The sequence below is a fragment of the Pedobacter sp. ISL-64 genome, from assembly GCF_018613605.1.
Classification (GTDB): Bacteria; Bacteroidota; Bacteroidia; order Sphingobacteriales; family Sphingobacteriaceae; genus Pedobacter.
The window spans coordinates 216,065-236,534 of the sequence record NZ_JAGGPU010000002.1; the positions used below are offsets into that span (position 1 = coordinate 216,065).

Consider the following 20,470-nt stretch of genomic DNA (forward strand, 5'->3'; position numbering starts at 1 on the left):
CCATGTCATCAATTTACGATTTTAAATTATCAAAAGCGGATTTTCAAACGTTCGGCAATAACCTCTCACGCCCTGAATGCGTATGGTGTTCAACCGACGGAATCTGGGTTTCAGATAACAGGGGGGGCTTGGCACAACTGGATGCCAGCGGTGCTCCGATTTTGCTCGGTTCCGGAATTGCGGAACCCAATGGATTTTGCCGAATGAAAAATGGCGCTTTCCTGGTAGGCGGATTATCGGACAGAACACTTCATATGATATCCCAGGGCGGCGTGACAACCCCTTTCCTGACCGAAATAGACGGACAACGCTTAGGAGTTGTCAACCATGCCTGGTGTGATGTGAAAGGCCGGATCTGGATTTCTGTAATGACTAAAGGCGATCATTGGTATAGCGCCCTGGAGAACAGGGCGCCCGACGGATATATTGTGCTGATTGATGGAAAAGAGGCCAGAATCGTCACTGAAAATCTGTATTTGACCAATGAAGTGAAGGTAAGTCCTGATGGGAATTACCTGTATGCTGCGGAATCTTTAGCCAGAAGAATTGTGCGCTTTAGAATCACTGCCAATAATGACCTTGGACCCAAAGAATTTGTCGGGCCTGAAGATCTCGGACCCGGTAATAATCCGGATGGCTTTACATTGGATGCCCAGGGTAATGTTTGGGTAGTTTTAGTGGCTAAAAATGGAATAGGTGTGATCACCACCAAAGGGGATTTCCTGGAAATATTTACCGATATAAACGTTGATTGCCTAAAGAACTGGGTATCTGGCTGTGAAAATTTTACCGCAACTGCAGAGCACTTGGGCTCTTGCGCCGGAGAATTTCTGAAGTTGCCAACCAGCCTTGCTTTTGGCGGAGAGGATTTGAAAACGGTATATGTCGGATCATTATTATCCCCGCATTTATATACCTTCCGAGCCCCAGTAGCTGGTAATCAAAATCCTTGGTGAAATATTCTACATCGATTCGTTTAATTAATCTCTTATCCGTCTCCATCCTTGAGGATGGATGTCCGGGAGCGCACGAAATTGCTGAGTCAGGCGATTAATGATTGAATATTAAGCTATATATTATTGTAAATACTTCAAACCTCGCAGAATATTCTTTAACGCCAAATTCTACATTCAACGATATTTCGGTACAGGGGAATTTGTATCGAAATATCATTGAAAAAAAATGGCTATTTATCTTTTAAAATATTGATAATAAGATAGTTAAAAAACGGCACAAGATTTTCATATGTCATAATCGTATTCTTTTATCACTAGGGTTTTTCGGTTAAAACGTGCGGTTGATAAAAAGGCAAATAACTAAATGATTTAGGATTATGAACACAGGATTAAACAATTCCCTGATCGGAATCATTCACGATCTCTCGGATGTCAATAAATCAGGAACGAATCCTGTCTATTGGAATTTTAAAACCTGCACGGTTAAAGGCTACTTTGCAGGTAATACCCTAATGCCCAACCGCCGTGAGTTTTACAAAATAATGCTCATCACCAAGGGCAGTGGGGTGATGACGATTGGATTCAGGACATTCTACATTCAGCAGCCTACGCTAATATTCGCCCATCCCAATGACATCATCTCCTGGAAAGATTTATCTGAGCAGCTGGAAGCAAAATACATTCTTTTTAAAAAACCTTTTTTGCTCGATAACCCCCATTTTAAGGAAATGCTGGATAAATACGGTTTATTTCAAAACAAGGATAAAAATATCATCAGTCTGAAAGATAACGACTTGTCTCTAGTGAGACAATATTTCGATAATATCGCCGAGCAGGAAAACGCATACAGTTGCTATAGGGAGGAGACCATACAGGTGATGTTGCAAATGCTCATCGTTGAAAGCATGAAGATAGGCCACTATCCGGAACCAAATCACATTGGTGCAGACCATCTGCATATTCACAATTTCTTTTCCCTGCTGGAAAAAGAGACCTCCAATATCAATTATTTGGCGCCAATAAGAATAAGAACGGCTAAAGAATTCGCGCAGAACCTGGATATGCATCCTAACTACCTTAATGCGGTCCTCAAAAAACATACCGGACAAAATGTAAGCGCACACATTCGTGACCGCATCCTTGAAGAATCCAAAACACTTTTGCTGTATACCTCCTGGTCCTTACAGAATATATCCTACTGTCTTGGGTTCGCCGAACAACCCAACTTTACAATCTTCTTTAAGAGGAATACCGGGGTAACGCCTGCATCTTTCAGAAGGAATTTTATCAAATAATTGTTTAGCGTTGATAGTCTATGATGCTTGAAATTCATAAGTAAATCTTTGCAACTCATAATAATTATGCTACTAATGAGGTGAAATTTGAGTGATTAAAATTTAAACTCATGAATGTATCTTTAGGTGAACCCGACACTTTCAAACTAAAGTACCGAATACCAGTCAGCAGTTTATTACTTCCATCATTATGAAAGAGGACAGTAATAAAAATATGCTGGATCACGTCAAGGCCGATGCGGAAGGCATACCCGAACAGGATAGGGAGCAGTTTATCAGGTAGTGGAAAATGAGATTACCTCCCTGCACGAAGGTAATTTTGCAAGGTATCGGGTAAGCCCTTCCGAATTTGCGCGATTTAGGCGCAATAGCAAAACTCAGGAAAATTACCCGAAATATGTGCTAAAACTTCTTTTAGAATTTCAAAACAGCATTTAGAATATGTAATTGATGAAATATCCACTCTGATATTACACACAGAACAAGTATGGGAGTTGAAAAATGATATAAGTTTAGCATCCTATATACACAACCTATAAATATTTATTATCTTTATAACTAAATAAAAAACCGTTACAAATACTTTACGGGATTTCTTTGAATGCTTGTAATCAATTGATTTAGACATAGTTAGTAATGGGTAGCGTCCGTCTGTTAATCAGAGGGTCGCTGGTTCGAGCCCAGCAGAGGGAGCCAAACCCCGCAACGAAAGTTGTGGGGTTTTTGCGTTTAGGCCGGGCGAGAAGTTTATCCTGAGCGCAGGCGAAGGGAGTCCAGCAGAGGGAGCTTCAAAACCCGCAGCGAAAGTTGTGGGTTTTTTGCGTTTATGGCTGGGCGAGAAATTTATCCTGGTTTCACATGGAGGAACCCAAAGAATTCATATTTTGTGTGAAAATTATTAAGTATATTCCCTGCTAATTAGCAGGTAAATACCTTTTAAGACTTGATTGGTATAAAAAATAATATTATGAAATATTTAATTCTGATTTTATGTTTTTTAAGCTTGGACGTGAAGAAGGATAAAAATGTCGAAACTTTTTTTCCATACCATTCGTTTCCATCCATAGATATTCCCAATGGTGGCCATCAAGATCGTCGAAACTATGTTGGTACGTAAAGCCATAATCGGTAGCCGGATTCGGTATTGTGGCACCAGCAGCTACCGCTTTATCTACTATTTCTTAACTACCTAAAGCAAGGTTCGCCTGTTTAACTGTGGTTTTCCTGCTCCTGCAAAGCGATCCGTTCTCTAAAGGATTTATATCGCGACCGGCCAATAGGTAAAATTTCTCCGCTTTTAAGCTTTAATGCATATTTGGTACCCGAAGAGATTAAGATCTGCTCCATTTGTTTCATTTGAACCAAATACGATTTATGGATGCGTTCGAAACCAGCAGGCAAAATTTGCTCCAGCGCATCAAGCCCCTTATCGTGCAATGTGATGCTGCCATCTAGAAGATGCAGTTCGCTGTATATACCCGCCCCTTTAATATAGTTGAGCTGGTTAAGTTCGATAAGGCGGACACTGCCGTTTTTTCGCACGGTGAGGTAGCGCAAGTTGCTGCTGAGTTCTTTTTTTGTAGCTGTTGCCCTACTGAGCGCCAGTGTAAGCCGTTCCTGATCGAAAGGCTTTGGAACAAAATCGAGTACACCTAACTCGAAAGCACGAAGTGCATTTTCGGTATTGGCCGAAACTACTATGGTTTGAAAAGTGCGCGAGGTTAAAGATTGCAGTACTTCAAAACCGTCTTTCCCGTTCAGGTTAAGATCGAGCAACAAAATATCAATGCTGTTCTTTTCCAGAAAATCCATTCCCTTTTTAAGCGAATCGCAGATCTGGATTAAAGCATTACCTTCGAAATGAGCGGCAGTCATTCGCTCAACCCTTTTCGCTATCCGTGCCTCATCTTCTATTATCAGTATTGTCATTTTGATTTATTGCTTATTTTAATGATACTCATCCAGCCTTGTGCCGATGCCGCGGATGAAAATTTCCAGCAGCCTGGATAACTTTCTTCGAGTCTGGCCTTAATGTACCTGAAACCGTTTCCTCCGCTGCGGTCGGCTTGTAACTCCCTATTTTTGCCCAAGGTTTCGAAGGTGTATTGGCAAAAATCATCAGTTTGGCTAAAAGAAAGTTTAAACCTAATTGTACCATTGCCTTGTGATGTATTGTGTGTAATGCCGTTTTCGAGCAGGGTATGGATAATGGCCGGCGGTATGGTTGCCGAAGTTATAATTCCGCTATCTTCCCATTCGTAACTAATTTCTTTTCTAAAACCCATCACTTTCAGGTGCATCTGGCATAAAGCAATTTCCTGCCTGATGGGGATTAAACTTTGTTCAGATATGGCATTCATGATATCAAACTCGTTGGCCAGTGCCTGAATAAATTCGGTTCCTTTCTTAGGCGACTCTTCCACCCAGTCGATAAGCGAGGTTAAGGTGTTTTTGATAAAATGTGGCTGGATGTTTTTCTTTAGAAGTTCGAGCTGTAACCTCGATGAAAGCAGCAATGAATTGGAATGTTCCTGTTCTATCTTTTTCATTCTGATGGTGTGGAGATAGAGCATAGACAGAACAATAAAAGTATAGAAGATAAATATTCCAAAATCGTAAAGCAGATAATAATTCATGCCAGCACTTGCTAAAATACCTGCCATTAGCAGCCAGCTGCCTTTTTGTTTCCGGTAAACTGCATCAAATGCAATAAGCAGCATGGTAAACCACATGGTCCTACTATAATAAATGGCCGATAGATCGTAGTGGCCATAATTGTGGATGTAAATAAAGAGCAGCACACCAAAAAGCAGGCAAAGGAGCAGGTATTTTCTTTTAATGCCAAACTGGATGCAGAAGTAGAGGGGTACCAGGAGCGAAATGGAAAAAGTTAGCCATCCGATTACTTCCATCCGGATAAAGAATTTGGGATAGGGGATTTCAATATAAAATTTAAGGTACTCGGTAATCAGGAGTAAAAAGAAGAGCAGGCAAATTACAGAAAAGATGAGTACAGGATATTGTTTTTTATGGCTGTTGAAATATAGAAAGATATAATATAGCGAGGCTACCAGAAAAGCGCCTGCCATGATAAACATGAGTGAAGAAATAAGCAGTGGCCTGCGAATGAGATTAACATAGGTATCGAGCTTTACGCCCACGTTACGCTGCACCCTGGGGTAACTAAACTGGGTGCTGCGCAAGGCTACGGTGTGCTTGCCCGGTTTGGAAAGTGAATCGGGAACAGGAAGAATTATAGTTTCGTTACCCGGAACTTCATCAACAATGGGCGAGCCGGGTTTCCCATTGATCCCTATTTTAACCCCATCCCAATAAATTTCGTAAGCCCCAAAGGCAATTATCTGAAGGCCCAATGCACCTCCACTGTTGTCAATCAGTTCGGTTTTTTCCCTGATCCAGAAAACCTGTCGGCCGGTAGAGCCACGCTCTTGTCGCCAGCCGGTTTCGTTTAAGCTTTTAGCAGCCCAGGCCACATCATCGCCTGTTTTAAATATAGGGTCGTATTCTTCGTACAATACCTGCCGCTTGCAGGAGCAAAATAAAACCACGGAAAGTATAAACAGGAGAATGCGTTTCATAATTCAAATGTAAGATAAAGATAAATCGCCTTGATGCATTTCAAAAGGATATAGAGCTGTTTGCATGTTTTTTTATTTAGCTCTCAGCACAGAGGACTAATCTTGCAGCATGAAACATATCGCTATCACCTTTACCCTCTTTATTTGTTTTTGGTTAAACAGTACCGCACAATTAAAAGAGCGTTCGTTTTCCGGTCACGTTAAAGAGAAAACAACCAATGCGGCAATACCTTTTGCAAGTGTTACTATTTTAAATGAAGCCGGTAAACCATTGGTATCGGGCATGGCCGATGATAAGGGGAAGTTTACTTTGGGCACCACACAACAAGGCAAACTCAGCATCGAATTTAGTTTTATGGCCTACCGCAAAGTAAGCGTAACAATTGAGGTTGATAAGAATAAAGCTGATTTGGGAACTGTTTTAATGGAGCCCGATACAAAGGTGTTAAACGAAGTATCCGTTACGGCAGAAAAAGCAGCTGTAAGTTTAAAGTTAGATAAAAAGGTTTTTGAGGTTGGAAAAGATATTCTTTCGCAATCGGGTTCAGTAACCGAATTACTAGCAGGGGTGCCCTCGGTAAGTGTTGCGCCCGGTGGTGGCATAAGCCTGCGCGGAAACAGTAGCGTTTTGGTGCTGATTAACGGCAGACGGTCTGGTTTAACAGCCGGAACGGCGCTTGAACAATTGCCCGCCGACCAGGTAGAAAGGGTAGAAGTTATTGCCAATCCTTCTGCACAATATGATGCTTCGGGCTCGGCAGGGATCATTAATATTGTGCTGAAAAGAAATAAAAAAAGCGGTTTTAACGGGCAGCTTCGGCTGGTGGGCGGTATTCCGAACGACAGCCGGATTTCGCCGAGTTTAAATTATAAATCGAACAAATTAAATCTCTTTTCAACCATTGGCTTACGCTTTTCTGATTATGTGGGTTTATATAAAACTAATCAAACCGTAAATCAACAAGGTTTCAACTCTATGCTTAACCAGCACCAGGATGAAAACAGACATGACGATGGCCGTTTGGTTTATTTCGGGGCCGATTATCAGCCCGATAGTTTAAACACCATCACCATGGCTTACCTGCGCAATGCTACAAAAGACCACGATAAAACCACCCTGGGGTACAATTATTTCAGTTCAGCTCCCGATAGCTCACTGGTACGTACAGGCGAATCGTGGGAAAACAGAAATTACAATCAACTGGAGTTTAACTACACCCGACTCTTTAAAAAGCCCGGCAAAAAGTTAACGGTAGATATGCAGTACGATTTCTGGAATAGTGCTAAAAACTGGAATCTCGCCACCAACAAAATATTGCCATCGGTAGAGCAACGACCCGAAATCAGGACGACTGCCATTGGTTCGAGCAAAGATTTTGCAGCGCAAAGCGATATGGTTATCCCGCTTAAAGGCAAGGCCGCCTTAACCTATGGCATTAAAGCCGAAAACAGGAAAGTAAACAGCGATTTCCTGGCAGAAGGAAAAGCCGCAAATGGCTGGGCGGTAATTGATGACATTGACAATGGTGTCGGCTATAATGAATTTATTGGAAGTGCTTATTTACAATTCAACAGTGAAATCAATCGCTTTTCATACCAGCTGGGGCTAAGGAGTGAATATACGAAAGTAAGTATTGACGATAAAAAAGGAATTTATAACAGCAATAAAGATTATCTGAAACTGTTTCCAACCGTGCATTTGGGTTATGAAATGAGCAAAAGCACTTCGTTGCAGCTGAGTTACAGCAGGCGTATTAACCGGCCGGCTTTAAATAACCTTTACCCCTTTAATGAAATAACCGATTACAATTCCAGGTATGTGGGTAATCCCGATCTTAATCCATCCTATGCCGATGTACTCGAGCTGGGCCTGCTTGTGCGGGCGGGTACGTTTATTATTAACCCATCGCTATATTACCAGCACAACACCGGGGTAATGATTGATTACAGTTACCGCGAGAACGGACTTTTTATTTCAATGCCAGTTAACATTAAACAGGAAGAACGCTCTGGCGCAGAACTTTCGGTGCTTTATAATCCTTACAAATGGCTGCAAATGAATATGGAATTGAATGCTTACCACTTCAGTCAGGCCGGGGTTTATGCCAGTCAGGATTTTGCTTTTTCAAGCAATACGTATACATCCAGATTAGGTACGCAGGTAAAATTGCCCAATAAATTCAGTGTGCAGGCCCGTTATAATTTTACCGGTGCAGTTAATAATGCACAGAGTAGTATGAAAGCAATCCACTCGATCGACGTTGGGATTGGTCAGAACTTTTTAAAAGATAAGGCTAGCTTGTTGTTCGATGTGAGCAATTTGTTTAACCTGCGCAAATTTTCTACCACTACAACGGGGCAGGGCTTTAGCATTACGCAAGTAAACAGTCCCAACGCGGCCAGGTATCGCCTGACTTTTGTTTACAAGCTTAATTTAAGCGATGGTCAGGGGGTTAGACAGGCTAAGAGCGGGAACAGGAGTTAGAGGGGGAGTGTATTTTTATCACCTACGGCATATGAGGTTGGTAAAATAGATTTCCTTATCGAGACACTAAGAACGGTTAGCTGTTCTTATTTTAATCCCGCTAATCACCTAACCACGATTCAACAGCGAATTAACCATGAGTCGAATAATCCCAACAATAAATGGCAAGCCCGAAAATCCGTTGCTTGCCATTTATAATTTAATATACAGACTACCCCTGATGCTCAGGCATACCGTTCGGATCCATCCATACATATTCCCAATGATGGCCATCAAGATCGTCGAAACTATGTTGGTACATAAAACCATAATCGGTAGCCGGATTCGGTATTGTGGCACCAGCAGCTACTGCTTTATCTACCATTTCGTTAACAGCATCTTTACTATCGGCCGATATGGCAATGGAGGTTTCTATTGCTTTGTGGGCATCGATGATTTCTTTTTGGGTAAAAGTTTGGAAAAAGGTTCTGGTCAGCAGCATTACGTAAATGGTATCGCTGATGATCATGCAGGTTGCTTTCTCATCGGTAAACTGTGGGTTAAAAGTATAACCAAGTTTGGTGAAAAACTCCACCGACTTGTTAAGGTCGCTAACGGATAGGTTCACAAAAATTTGAGTTGCCATATTGTTTTCTGATTTAGTATATTCAAAAGTATAATAAAGCCGGGTAAGTATTAATGTGCAAAAACGACAAGTTAAGGGGTTAAACGTGACTTATGTGAATTCTTTTTACCTTTAGTTCAGGTTTCCGATGGTAACCACTAAATGCAAGCCTTAAACCTCTAAATCTATTAATCGCTCATGAAACGAATATTACTCATTTTAACAGTTTTGCTTCCCTTTTCTGTTTTAGCTCAAAAGAAATTACCAATTGTTAAAGCGGGAGTTGGTCAGGCAAAATTCTACGAAGCGTACAAGGCATCATCGAACTGGTACATCAATCCCAAGATAAAATTAGATGTGTTTACAACTGGTAAAATAACCAAATCAATAAACATAAAATTCAAAACGGATATAGATTCTATTGTGTTTAGGATAGGACCTGGGGAGCAAAAAGAATTTATTGTTTTGTTAAACGGCAAAGATTCCTGCCGCACCAAGATTGTGTGTCCTGAGCTAAAAAACTTCAGCAAAATATTGCCTGAAGTGCACGATTCAATTCCTTTTTTTGTGAATAAATACAATACGAACTTTTTACCGGTGTTTTTCAACAAAACTGATTCCCTTTTATTAAACTTCGATTCAGGCGCAACCGAGGTAGACTTTACTACCGCTGCACTTAAGCAAAAAGTTAAATCTAAGCCCAAACTTTATAACACCGATTATGATATCAAAATTGGGAATCATACCTACAAGAGCAAAATTTATGATATCGAATTGGCGGGCAATGAAACCGATGGCCTGCTGGGATGGGATATATTCGACGGTATGATTGTAGCGTTAGATTATGATCAGAATAAAATGATGGTGCATTCTACCATGCCCAAGCAGATTTTACAGGATAAGGAATACACCAGGTTTAAGATCACCTATATCAAAAACAAACCTTTTATAGAAAGTGAAATTTCGCAAAGCGGGATCAAAAATAAAAGCCTCTTTTTCTTCGATTTAGGTTATCAGCGCACAGCTATGCTTGATAACGATTTGCTGCAGGAAATGCGCTTTCCAACCGGGAAGATGGAAGTGATCAAAAAGGTAATTATGCATGGTACAAGAGGTAATGAAATCCCGGTAACCACGGTAAAACTGCAAAGTTTGAAGATTGGTAATTTTGAATTGAAAAATGTTCCAGCTCAGGTTATGGAGCAAAACAAACCCATGCCAGGAGTTAACGTTCATTATCTGGGAACCGATATTCTGAAAAGATTCAATACGGTTTTTGATTTTCAAAATGATGTGATCTATCTAAAGCCAAACCATCTCTATAATGTTGCTTATGCAGAACAAAAGATTTAATTATCATTTTTTTAACCGCAAAGATCGCGAAGTGAAGCGCAGAGAACGCAGTGTTATGTCGTCATCTCGACTGAAGTGCAATCCCGAATTTTCGGGAGAGAGATCCTTTTACGTTCATCATCCATTTTAACCACAGAGGTTACAGAGTGAAGGTACAGAGCGCCTCTTGCTAGGACGTAATGAACGGTATAGATGAATGGCTTTTAGGTTCATCTTAATCCTTATACCCTAAACAATTGGTTTTTATAGGTAGATGTCTACATGCCGGTGAGTTTCTTGGATGATTTGAAATTAAGAAAGAGAATCAAGACGGATTAGGATAGTAATTTCAGGATAAATCAATCGGCTGGGTTGAGTTTACAATCTAGTTCAGTAAGAAAAAGGTGTGCTGTAATGCTTTTTTATCATTTCTTAAATGTCGGATTTTTACAACAAATAGTCTATTTATTTCAAGAATTGAGCGGATGAGTTACCTATTTTTGATAAAACCAAATATAAGGAAATGAAAAAAATAGTATTAGTTGGCCTTATGGCGTGTTCCCTAGGCTTAAACCTCAAGGCACAACAAAAAACAGATAAGGTAGAACAAGGGATTTTTAAACCTACCGATGAATCCTTAAAGCAGTATAAATACCCAGACTGGTTCAGAGATGCCAAGTTTGGAATCTGGTCTCATTGGGGCCCTCAGGCAGTTCCCAGACAGGGTGATTGGTATGCCAAGAATATGTACGTTCAGGGCAGTGCGCAGAATAAGTACCACGTGGCAACTTATGGTACGCCATCTAAATTTGGATACAAAGATATTATCGCTTTATGGAAAGCAGAGAAATGGAATCCTGAGCAGTTGATGGCTTTGTATAAAAAGGCCGGTGCCAAATATTTTGTAACCATGGGCTCGCATCATGATAATTTCTTTCTATGGAATTCCAAAATCCATAAATGGAATTCGGTAAATATGGGGCCAAAAAAAGATGTGGTGGGTTTATGGCAAAAAGCGGCTAAAAAAGAAGGACTCCGTTTTGGTGTTTCCGAGCATCTTGCGGCCAGTTTTAACTGGTTTCAGCCAAGCCATGGCGCAGACAAAACAGGGCAATTTGCAGGGATTGCCTATGACGGGCACGATCCGAAATATTCTGATCTTTATCATCTGCCTGCAGATTCGGCTGATATGAAAGAGTGGCTGACCAATAATCCGGGCTGGCATAAACAATGGTTGGAAAATGTTAACGAACTGATCGATAATTATCATCCCGACCTGCTTTATTCGGATAGTAAACTTCCTTTTGACGATATGGGGCGTACAATGGTTGCGCACTATTACAATCAGGATATGGCCAAAAATAAAGGCAAACTTGAGGCTGTATACACGCCAAAAGAGCCATCTGAAGGTAAATGGGCACAAGATGTAGAACGCGGTGTATTGGATTCGATCAGCCCATTTCCCTGGCAAACCGATACTTCGATAGGAGATTGGTATTATAGAACCGGGCAGAAATACAAAAGTGCAAATGAAATCGCCCAGCTTTTGATCGATATTGTAAGTAAAAATGGAAATCTTTTGATCAATGTTGTACAGACTCCAGAAGGAGACCTGGAGCCTGATGTTGTTAAAATTGTTACGGAAATTGGCGACTGGACCAAATTGAATGGAGAAGGTATTTATGCATCGAGACCATGGAAAGTATATGGAGAAGGCCCTTCTACTATTAAATCAAACCAGAAAAAGGGCCATTTTGGTGGTTTAACCGATTCAGGTGAATATCAATCTACCGATATCAGGTATACCACAAAGGCGGACAATCTTTTTGCTTTCTGTTTAAATGTGCCAAATGAAAGCATCAGAATGACCTTACTTGGGCGCAGATCGAAATACCTGGAGAAGCCCATCACTTCGGTTACGATGCTGGGCAGTAAAAGTAAATTAAAGTGGGTGCAGGAAGATGATGCCCTCGTAATTAGCAAACCCGCAGATTATCCGGCCTGGTTGGTAACTGGTTTCAAAATAGAATTCAAAAAATAGGGAGAGCCGCTCACATTTTAAAGTGAAAAATGAAAAGATATTGTTTAGCACTGGATCTCGTTGATGATCCAAAACTCATAGCGGAGTATGAAGCTTATCACCTTAACGGTTGGCCTGAAATTAAGCGGAGTATTATCGAATCGGGGGTTTTGGAAATGGAAATATACCGCATTTCGAATCGTTTGTTCATGATTATGGAAACTGAGAATGATTTCAGTTTTGAAAAAAAAACAGCTATGGATATTGCTAACCCTAAGGTGAAAGAGTGGGAAGAACTGATGTGGAAATATCAGCAGGCATTACCCTTGGCAAAGCCGGGAGAAAAGTGGCTGCTAATGAAAAATATATTTAAGTTAAACGAATTGTGATATGAAAAAGTCGAACTGGCACATGCACACCGAACAGATTGATTTCCAGCTGCCCGCTGTTGTTTTTGGAACAAGCAGTTTGGGCAATCTTTATCAGTCCGTTGATTACTCTGTAAAGTTGGCTATTGTTGAGGCTTGTGTAAAATCGGCCAAGCCAGTTGCATTCTTTGATACCGCAGGTAAATATGGGGCTGGCCTCGCGCTAGAATCATTAGGGAAATGCCTTGCTGATTTAAATGTTGATAAAGAAAATGTGGTGATCAGCAATAAGCTTGGCTGGTATAGAACAGAACTTTTGACTCCTGAGCCAACATTTGAACCAGGCATATGGAAAAATATCGGGCATGATGCCGTACAGATGATCAGTTATGAAGGGATAATGAAATGTTTTGAACAGGGTAATCATTTGCTGGGCGATTATCATGCCCAAATGGTTTCTGTACATGATCCTGACGAATACCTGTTGGCAGCTGATAACAGATCGGATTACGAAGAAAGATATCAGCACATTATCGAAGCCTATAGGGCATTAGGCGATCTAAAGTCAGCTGGTTTAGTATCTTCTATTGGGGTAGGGGCAAAAGACTGGAAAGTAATCGAGCTGATTACAAAAGATGTGGCGCTGGACTGGGTAATGATTGCCAATAGTTTAACCTTAAAGTCACATCCTAAAGCACTGGTGGCTTTTGTAAAACAGCTAAATCAAAAGAACGTACAGGTAATTAACTCGGCTGTGTTTAACGGAGGGTTTTTAACAGGAGGCGATTTTTTCAATTATCAGCAGGTTGATCGTGATACAGTATCGGGAAAAGCACTACTCGATTGGAGGAACGAATTTTTTAAAGTTTGTGATGAGTTTGATGTGCTACCGGCTGAAGCCTGTTTTAATTTCTCTTTCCAGTTTCCTGGGGTGAAAAGCATTGCCTTAAATACTACACGACCTGAGAAAGTTGCCGCCAATGTTGCCCTTGCCGCAAAAGAGCTGCCCTTAGCCTTTTGGACTGAAATGCAGCACCGTGGGTTAATCGAAACCGAATCATTTAATTACAGTATCTAAGTAATAAATCTTAGGTTTTACTTAAAACCAAAAAAGGTTTATCATAAATTGTCATCCTGAGCTTGTCGAAGGACCTTTTTTAATCTCTTAAAAGGCGTTTCGACAGGCTCTCTGTAGGAGTCCTTTGGACAACGTGACAAACTCGAAGTAAATTACAATTTATGATACAGCCTCTTTGTATTTTTTGTTAATCGATGAATTGTATCTGTTGTACCATGTAGGCCTTCCCAAATTTCTGCGGATCGTGTACCACTGTTGCCTTAATGGCCTTCCATTTTGGCCGTTGTCCTTTTTGCCAGTTTGCACGGATTTCCTGTACATTTAGCCATATTTCTTCGAGTTCGTTCTGTATGGTACTGTCTTCATAAGTGAGCTGTAACTTATCAGGAACCATATAATAGTTATTTCCTGTTTTGCTTAGTCTTATTACGGGTCCGCCAGGTACATATGAGGTAATCAGCTGAACAGGAAATGATTCAATTCCTTTGTATTGCTCTTTGCTAATTATCTTTTCGAAAATAAAGTAGTATTCAGGCCCGTCTTGAAGTGGTTCTTTATCGCGGTTGAATCTGGCTTTAACGCGGTAAGAATAACCAGGTTCTCTTTGGTCAAAACCTACAAGAGAGGCACCCGCATCTACATTGCCTGGCAACTTTAAAAGCACATCATTATCTGCAGCATAATGAGGGCTTACCTGCAGTTCAACTTCCTGTCCGTTTTTTAAGTTCAGCGGACCATATCTTTCCGATTTTTTACATGAAACAAGTGCAAAGGCTACAAAAAGAAAAAGTAGGTTTTTCATAGGTGAGTGGTTTTTAGACTAATGGTTCCTCATAAAACGTAAAAACATCCATAAACGCTACAACAGATTGATCATCTTTCGGGTTGTTGTTAAATATTCAAACTGATAATTTAGCTAAACCTTAAAATGTGCTAATAGTCCCGTGTTTTGTATAAATCGGTCTTGGCGCGCTACAATACCTTTGTTATCAATATTTAACAAAGAAAAAAATGTCGAAAATAATTTTAATTACCGGTGCTTCACGTGGCTTTGGTAAAATCTGGGCAAAGGCCCTTTTAGAACGTGGCGATAAAGTAGCTGCAACCGCAAGAAATACAGCAGATTTAAATGATTTGGTAGAAGCTTATGGCGATGCCGTGTTGCCGCTTCAATTGGATGTAAACGATAGAGATGCCTGTTTTGCCGTAGTTGAAAAAGTTAAGCAGCACTTTGGCCGCGTTGATGTATTGATCAATAATGCAGGATTTGGTTTGTTTGGTGCCATAGAAGAAACGACTGAACAACAGGCCCGTGCACAAATGGAAACCAATTTTTTTGGTCTGCTGTGGGTAACACAAGCAATTGTTCCGGTAATGCGCGAACAGAAAGCCGGGCACATTATCCAGGTTTCTAGCTTCCTGGGTTTGGTGAGTTTGCCTGTTCTGGGTTTATACAATGCCTCGAAATACGCCGTTAACGGCTTAAGTGAAACCTTGGCTACAGAAGTAAAAGGTTTTGGCATTAAGGTAAGTTTAATCGAACCAAATGGTTTTTCTACCGATTGGTCGGGTGCTTCAGCTTTCCAAACAGCGCCGCTAGAAGTATATGCTCCAGTTAAAAAAGCATTTTTTGATGCTTCAACACCCGATAGTTGGGGCAAACCAGAAGCAACCGTACCCGCTGTATTGGCATTGATCGACAGTCTTAATCCTCCTTTACACTTCTTGTTGGGTAAAGTGGCTCTACCAGGTGTTAAACAGGTTTATGCAGAACGTTTGGCTGAATTTGATGAATGGGCTGAAGTAGCTACGAATGCGCACGGTCATTAATAAATCATTTAAAACCTTTAACTACAAGCTGTACGGGGTAATTGTGTAGCTTGTAGTTAATTATTATTCAAAGGGATGAAACACTATAAAAATTTAGCCGAATTACACCGAGAAAATGCATTTCCACCACCCGAGAACCCATTGTTTAGCATTTACAAATGCGACCATATGTGTACCATGGGCGACCGGGAGTTTACGAGCGATTTCTATATGATCGGTTTTAAAAAGATTATTGCAGGACAAATCCTTTATGGACGTACAAAATACGACCACGAGAGTGGTTCAATGATGTTCTTTAAACCCAATCAGGTAATCGAAATGAAAAACCTGGAGATGGATGAAGATGGTTTTTTGATTTTTATTCATGAAGATTTTTTGAATGGGCATATGTTGCATGATACCATCAAAAAATACCACTACTTCGATTATGAAACCAACGAAGCGCTACATCTCTCGCCCAGTGAAGAAAGCACTGTATGGGAGCTGTATCATAAAATTGAAACCGAATACCGAAACAACCAGGATGAATATAGTCGCGAATTGATTTTGGCCAATGTAGATACTTTGCTTAAGTACAGTCAACGTTTTTACAAAAGGCAATTTCTTAACCGTACAGAAATTTCGGGCAAAACAGTAACCAGGTTTAATGAAGAAATAAATAAATACGTTGCTAATGGATTATTGGCTACTAAAGGTTTGCCATCAGTGCATGATATGGCAGCGCGTTTAAACATTTCGGCAGGTTATTTAACAGATGTTTTAAAACAGGAGAGTGGAAAAACGGCTTTAGAACATATCCATATTTACCTGATATCTGAAGCAAAAAATCGTTTGATCGGTGAAAATAGATCGGTTTCGGAGATTGCTTATGCATTGGGATTTGAGAACCTTTCTTATTTCTCGCGTTTATTTAAAAAAGAGGTTGGTATTAGTCCGAATACATTTAAAAAGCAGTTGCTGAATTGACGTTTTAACCGCAAAGGGCGCTAAGAGGGGCGCAGAGAGCCCAAAGTTAGGCCTATTGTTGGTCAGGATTTGCGATCCAGACCCCGAGTGCTACGGATTTACAATCCGTTTTTTAGCTATTTATTTGTCCTGCAGGTCTAGAAGAGGGGCACAGAGGCACCAAGGCATGTTGGTTTCTGTCGCAAAATAGACTTCGGACTCCCGACTCCCGATTTCGGACTATTTCCATCCTTTAACCACTAAGGCACAGCGCGCATAAAGGCATATTTCTTTCTTTGCACGATAGATTCTGGACTTCTGACTCCCGGCTCCTGACTAAAAGAACCACTCATCCCCCAAAACCCTACGCTCCTGTACTTTATCTTTTTTCTTAAAATTAGTTTTCGTTGCTTTGTTTGGAACAGAAAATTTTTGGAAAAGAAACCCTACATATCGCTTTATTGGAAATGTCAGCTAATTGGCTGGTGTGTGGCCGCTTTGTATTGGGGATTTCAAGGTTGGTCTGCAGCTGGTAATTTCAGATTCGATATGGCTGTTGTACAGTTTGTTTCGGATGTGATCATGTACATTTTGATTACCCATTTGTACCGTAATTTTGCAAATAAAAACCATTGGCAAGACCTGGCGCTTCAAAAACTGATCTGGCGGATGTTGATCGTTATTCCAGTAATGGGTATTTTTTATGCCATAATTACGGTTAGTAAGTTGTACCTGGTGAGATTACTGTTTCTAAGCCACCCACACCAGTCGTTTGCTGATTTTTTTAGTTTAAATGCAGTAGGTATTTTTGTTGCTGGTATCCGCTTAATGGCCATATGGCTTTTAGCCTACCACCTTTACCACTACGCAAAACGGGAAATGCGGTTATCAGTAGAAAATGCCAGATTGGAGCTTAGCTTTAAACAGTCGCAACTGGATAATCTTTCTGCTCAGTTAAATCCCCATTTTTTGTTCAATGCACTCAATAACATAAAATCTTTGGTATATACCCGGCCCGATGCAGCGGGTAGGGCAATCGATCTGCTAAGCGAACTGTTGCGCAGTGGATTGTATAAAGGCAGCGCCATGCTGATCAGGTTAAATGAAGAAATAGACCTGGTGAAAGATTACCTGGAGTTAGAAGGTTTGAGGATGCAAGAAAGATTACAATACGATTTGGATATCGATATTTCGCTCTCTGCGCTGATGGTGCCACGCTTATGCATTCAAACATTGGTAGAAAATGCGGTAAAACATGGAGTTGCATTAGAAAAGCAGGGCGGGAAGATTGAGGTAATAATTAACGAACAGAATGGATTGGTAAGCATCCGTGTTTTAAACCCTGGAAAGTTGGAACCAAATAAAACGGTGGCGGGCATAGGACTGCAGAACCTGAAAGAACGGCTCGATCTCAGTTACCAGCACCATGCATCTTTCAGCCTGTATGAAATGGAGCAAAAGGTTTGCGCCGAAATTAAAATCCCAATCAGATGAGCAACATTAGAACACTGATTGTTGACGATGAACGTGGCGCAAGGCAGGAACTGATAAGGATGTTAAAAAGCTATCCGCAGGTTACGGTATTGGGTGAGGCTGCCAATGCTGATGAAGCCGAGCAACTTATCGGACTTTTAAAGCCCGACCTGATTTTTTTGGATATACAGATGCCTGGCCGTTCGGGTTTCGACCTGTTGGAGAATTTGGTACATGTGCCGCAGGTGATTTTTGTAACCGCTTTCGACAGTTATGCGGTGCAGGCTTTTGAAGTAAGCGCCATGGATTACCTGATGAAGCCCATACGGGAGGAACGCTTTAAAAGTGCAATGGATAAAGCCATAGAAAAGATCGGTGCGAATGATGGAGCAGCTGTTTTTATAAAGGATAGGAGCAAACACCACCTCATTAAATGGAAAGATGTGCATCTGGTCGAGTCGGTAGAGAATTACGCCAGGCTCTTTTTCGGGCAAGAGCAGGTATTGCTCAAAACCTCATTAAACAAACTCGAAGATAACCCCGATTGTGAAAGATTTTTTAGAGCCGGCAGAAGTATATTGTTTAACCTCGACTACATCAGTTCGGTAAAAAAAGATGATGAGGGGATGTTTGTAGAACTTAAAACGGGAAATTTAATCAGAATATCAGAACGGCAGGCTGTTAAATTACGGAGCCTCATTAAAACATAAATTATAATTTTTTGATCATGAAAATAAACTTAGTAAAACTGGGTATGGCTGCGCTATGCCTCGTAATGGGCATTGAAGCCTTTCCACAGCAAAAACTAACCTTACCAGATACCACTAATTATATCATCAATGATAGCGTGATGATTAAAACAAAATACGGCATTACTTTATCTGCTGTAGTGGTGAGGAAAAAAGGTATGCCGCAGAAATTACCTGCCGCACTCTTTTATTTTATCTATTCCAACACCAATAGAAGTTTGATGGAAGCCAAATACGCTGCCGATCATGGTTATGTAGGCATTGTTGCTGATGCCAGAGGGAAACGGCTCAGTCCCGATAGGCCCGAACCTTATGAGCATGAAGGACAGGATGTGAATGCGGTTATCGATTGGATCACCAATCAATCATGGAGTGATGGCAGGGTTGGCATGTATGGAGGAAGTTATTCTGGTTTTGCACAATGGGCTGCCACCAAGCACCTGCATCTGGCGCTTAAAACCATTGTACCTTATGTAGCTGCAATTCCAGGGCTTGGCTTACCCATGGAAAATAATGTTTTTTTAACAGCCAATTATCAATGGGCATTTTACATCACCAATAACAAATACACGGATGATGCTGTGAATAACGATAATGCCCGCTGGCGCAGGATGCGGAATAACTGGTGGGAAAGTGGGGTTGCTTACAATAAGGTCGACAGCATTGACGGTACACCAAATCCATTGTTGCAGAAGTGGCTTAGTCACCCCGATTACGATGCCTACTGGCAGTCGATGGTGCCTTATGGTAAAGAATTTAAACACATTAATATTCCAGTACTTAGTATTACCGGCTATTATGATGATGGACAGGTTTCGGCATTGGAATACCTCCGCGAACATTATAAGTATAATCCCTCGGCCGAACATTATTTAATTATAGGCCCTTATGATCATTTTGGATCACAGATAGGTGGAGTAGCTATGCTAAGGGACTATGAGGTAGATTCAATAGCACTAATCAATACCCGCGAAATCACTTTCCAATGGCTCGATTATATTCTTAAAGGCGGAAAGAAACCCACACTGATAAAAGATAAGATCAATTATGAGGTCATGGGCGCAAATAAGTGGAAGCATGCACCTTCATTGGTAAAAATGGAAGATCACCGTATCCGGTTTTATCTGGATAGTATAAACGGAACGATGCTGTTATCGCAGCAAAAGCCAGCTGAACAAATTTTTATGCATCAACAGGTTGATCTGGCAGACAGAACCACATTCTACAATGATTATTACCCTGATCCGATCATCAAAAAAGAAATCGACAGATCCAATGGGCTGTTTTTTATTACGGAGCCATTTAATAAAGCCGTTTCAGTATCAGGTGCGCTAGAGGGACAGCTTAAAGCCATCATAAACAAAAGGGATATGGATGTAGGCCTGGTTCTTTATGAAGTTACGCCCTCAGGCGAATATTTCCAGCTCTCTTATTATTTAGGAAGAGCCAGTTACGCATACGATATGAGTAAAAGAAACTTGCTTAAACCTGGGAAATTAGAAACCATACCTTTTTATAGATCGAGAGTATTCAGTAAGCAGCTGCAAAAAGGGAGCAGATTGCTTTTAGTGCTCAATATTGATAAAAATCCTTTTGCACAGATCAATTATGGAACTGGTAAGGATGTGAGTAAAGAAACCATAAAAGATGCAGGCACTCCACTCAAAATTAAATGGTCTACACTGAGTTTTATTGAGCTTGGTTTTTCGGTAGATGAAAAAAGTTTGTTTAAATAA

16 protein-coding genes are annotated in these 20,470 nt (G+C 40.8%); 12 read left to right on the forward strand and 4 right to left on the reverse strand.

Going from position 1 to position 20,470, the window contains the following annotated elements; all coding sequences use genetic code 11:
- The first annotated feature begins 2 nt into the window (after nt 1-2).
- Nucleotides 3-956 carry an SMP-30/gluconolactonase/LRE family protein gene (locus J7E57_RS03550; protein WP_215125229.1) on the forward strand — a complete coding sequence of 318 codons (954 nt, stop codon included), beginning with the start codon at nt 3-5 and terminating at the stop codon, nt 954-956.
- A 377-nt stretch (nt 957-1,333) separates the two neighbouring features.
- Complete coding sequence (locus J7E57_RS03555) at nt 1,334-2,251, forward strand: AraC family transcriptional regulator (RefSeq protein ID WP_215125230.1); 918 nt, start codon at nt 1,334-1,336, stop codon at nt 2,249-2,251.
- A gap of 1,209 nt (nt 2,252-3,460) precedes the next feature.
- On the opposite strand, the gene J7E57_RS03560 is transcribed toward J7E57_RS03555, so the two are convergent.
- Together J7E57_RS03560 and J7E57_RS03565 are read right to left on the reverse strand one after the other, a co-directional pair.
- Nucleotides 3,461-4,180 (reverse strand): LytR/AlgR family response regulator transcription factor, encoded by a 720-nt coding sequence (locus J7E57_RS03560; protein WP_215125231.1) that lies wholly within the window; start codon nt 4,178-4,180, stop codon nt 3,461-3,463.
- The gene (locus tag J7E57_RS03565; protein ID WP_215125232.1) at nt 4,177-5,850 is read right to left on the reverse strand and encodes a histidine kinase; all 1,674 of its coding nucleotides are present in this window, start codon (nt 5,848-5,850) and stop codon (nt 4,177-4,179) included. Before J7E57_RS03565 ends, J7E57_RS03560 begins: the two co-directional genes overlap by 4 nt.
- 109 nt (nt 5,851-5,959) lie before the next feature.
- Here J7E57_RS03565 and J7E57_RS03570 point away from each other — a divergent pair, with 109 nt between their 5' ends.
- The gene (locus J7E57_RS03570) at nt 5,960-8,335 is read left to right on the forward strand and encodes a TonB-dependent receptor domain-containing protein (RefSeq protein WP_215125233.1); all 2,376 of its coding nucleotides are present in this window, start codon (nt 5,960-5,962) and stop codon (nt 8,333-8,335) included.
- Between the two features lie 211 nt (nt 8,336-8,546).
- Here the strand turns inward: J7E57_RS03570 and J7E57_RS03575 are convergent, their stop codons facing one another.
- Nucleotides 8,547-8,960, reverse strand: a complete 414-nt coding sequence (locus J7E57_RS03575; RefSeq protein ID WP_215125234.1) for a VOC family protein — start codon at nt 8,958-8,960, stop codon at nt 8,547-8,549.
- Between the two features lie 177 nt (nt 8,961-9,137).
- Between J7E57_RS03575 and J7E57_RS03580 the strand changes: the two genes are divergently transcribed.
- From J7E57_RS03580 to J7E57_RS03595, 4 genes are all read left to right on the forward strand, one after another.
- Nucleotides 9,138-10,292, forward strand: coding sequence for an aspartyl protease family protein (locus J7E57_RS03580; RefSeq protein WP_215125235.1), 1,155 nt, complete (start codon nt 9,138-9,140; stop codon nt 10,290-10,292).
- A gap of 502 nt (nt 10,293-10,794) precedes the next feature.
- Nucleotides 10,795-12,312 carry an alpha-L-fucosidase gene (locus J7E57_RS03585; RefSeq protein ID WP_215125236.1) on the forward strand — a complete coding sequence of 506 codons (1,518 nt, stop codon included), beginning with the start codon at nt 10,795-10,797 and terminating at the stop codon, nt 12,310-12,312.
- A 29-nt stretch (nt 12,313-12,341) separates the two neighbouring features.
- Nucleotides 12,342-12,680, forward strand: a complete 339-nt coding sequence (locus J7E57_RS03590; RefSeq protein ID WP_215125237.1) for an L-rhamnose mutarotase — start codon at nt 12,342-12,344, stop codon at nt 12,678-12,680.
- Between the two features lies 1 nt (nt 12,681).
- On the forward strand, nt 12,682-13,737 hold the full coding sequence (locus J7E57_RS03595; RefSeq protein ID WP_251029783.1) for an aldo/keto reductase: 1,056 nt from the start codon (nt 12,682-12,684) through the stop codon (nt 13,735-13,737).
- Between the two features lie 187 nt (nt 13,738-13,924).
- On the opposite strand, the gene J7E57_RS03600 is transcribed toward J7E57_RS03595, so the two are convergent.
- Nucleotides 13,925-14,539, reverse strand: a complete 615-nt coding sequence (locus J7E57_RS03600; RefSeq protein WP_215125238.1) for a hypothetical protein — start codon at nt 14,537-14,539, stop codon at nt 13,925-13,927.
- A 209-nt stretch (nt 14,540-14,748) separates the two neighbouring features.
- Between J7E57_RS03600 and J7E57_RS03605 the strand changes: the two genes are divergently transcribed.
- The 5 genes from J7E57_RS03605 (at nt 14,749) to J7E57_RS03625 (ending at nt 20,470) form a co-directional block, all read left to right on the forward strand.
- Nucleotides 14,749-15,567 (forward strand): SDR family NAD(P)-dependent oxidoreductase, encoded by an 819-nt coding sequence (locus tag J7E57_RS03605; protein WP_215125239.1) that lies wholly within the window; start codon nt 14,749-14,751, stop codon nt 15,565-15,567.
- Nucleotides 15,568-15,642: 75 nt separating this feature from the next.
- Nucleotides 15,643-16,533: a helix-turn-helix domain-containing protein gene (locus J7E57_RS03610; protein WP_215125240.1), complete on the forward strand. Its 891-nt coding sequence runs from the start codon at nt 15,643-15,645 to the stop codon at nt 16,531-16,533.
- A gap of 411 nt (nt 16,534-16,944) precedes the next feature.
- Nucleotides 16,945-18,006 carry a sensor histidine kinase gene (locus J7E57_RS03615; RefSeq protein ID WP_215125241.1) on the forward strand — a complete coding sequence of 354 codons (1,062 nt, stop codon included), beginning with the start codon at nt 16,945-16,947 and terminating at the stop codon, nt 18,004-18,006.
- A complete protein-coding gene (locus J7E57_RS03620; protein ID WP_215125242.1) occupies nt 18,003-18,695 on the forward strand; it encodes a LytR/AlgR family response regulator transcription factor in 693 nt (230 codons plus the stop codon). The genes J7E57_RS03615 and J7E57_RS03620 overlap by 4 nt, the downstream gene beginning before the upstream one ends.
- A gap of 17 nt (nt 18,696-18,712) precedes the next feature.
- Nucleotides 18,713-20,470, forward strand: coding sequence for a CocE/NonD family hydrolase (locus J7E57_RS03625; RefSeq protein ID WP_215125243.1), 1,758 nt, complete (start codon nt 18,713-18,715; stop codon nt 20,468-20,470).

Bases quoted from the DNA above. Each gene is read 5' to 3' on its own strand.
- J7E57_RS03550 (WP_215125229.1), top strand. From the start codon at position 3: ATGTCATCAATTTACGATTTTAAATTATCAAAAGCGGATTTTCAAACG.
- J7E57_RS03555 (WP_215125230.1), top strand. From the start codon at position 1,334: ATGAACACAGGATTAAACAATTCCCTGATCGGAATCATTCACGATCTC.
- J7E57_RS03560 (WP_215125231.1), bottom strand. From the start codon at position 4,180: ATGACAATACTGATAATAGAAGATGAGGCACGGATAGCGAAAAGGGTT.
- J7E57_RS03565 (WP_215125232.1), bottom strand. From the start codon at position 5,850: ATGAAACGCATTCTCCTGTTTATACTTTCCGTGGTTTTATTTTGCTCC.
- J7E57_RS03570 (WP_215125233.1), top strand. From the start codon at position 5,960: ATGAAACATATCGCTATCACCTTTACCCTCTTTATTTGTTTTTGGTTA.
- J7E57_RS03575 (WP_215125234.1), bottom strand. From the start codon at position 8,960: ATGGCAACTCAAATTTTTGTGAACCTATCCGTTAGCGACCTTAACAAG.
- J7E57_RS03580 (WP_215125235.1), top strand. From the start codon at position 9,138: ATGAAACGAATATTACTCATTTTAACAGTTTTGCTTCCCTTTTCTGTT.
- J7E57_RS03585 (WP_215125236.1), top strand. From the start codon at position 10,795: ATGAAAAAAATAGTATTAGTTGGCCTTATGGCGTGTTCCCTAGGCTTA.
- J7E57_RS03590 (WP_215125237.1), top strand. From the start codon at position 12,342: ATGAAAAGATATTGTTTAGCACTGGATCTCGTTGATGATCCAAAACTC.
- J7E57_RS03595 (WP_251029783.1), top strand. From the start codon at position 12,682: ATGAAAAAGTCGAACTGGCACATGCACACCGAACAGATTGATTTCCAG.
- J7E57_RS03600 (WP_215125238.1), bottom strand. From the start codon at position 14,539: ATGAAAAACCTACTTTTTCTTTTTGTAGCCTTTGCACTTGTTTCATGT.
- J7E57_RS03605 (WP_215125239.1), top strand. From the start codon at position 14,749: ATGTCGAAAATAATTTTAATTACCGGTGCTTCACGTGGCTTTGGTAAA.
- J7E57_RS03610 (WP_215125240.1), top strand. From the start codon at position 15,643: ATGAAACACTATAAAAATTTAGCCGAATTACACCGAGAAAATGCATTT.
- J7E57_RS03620 (WP_215125242.1), top strand. From the start codon at position 18,003: ATGAGCAACATTAGAACACTGATTGTTGACGATGAACGTGGCGCAAGG.
- J7E57_RS03625 (WP_215125243.1), top strand. From the start codon at position 18,713: ATGAAAATAAACTTAGTAAAACTGGGTATGGCTGCGCTATGCCTCGTA.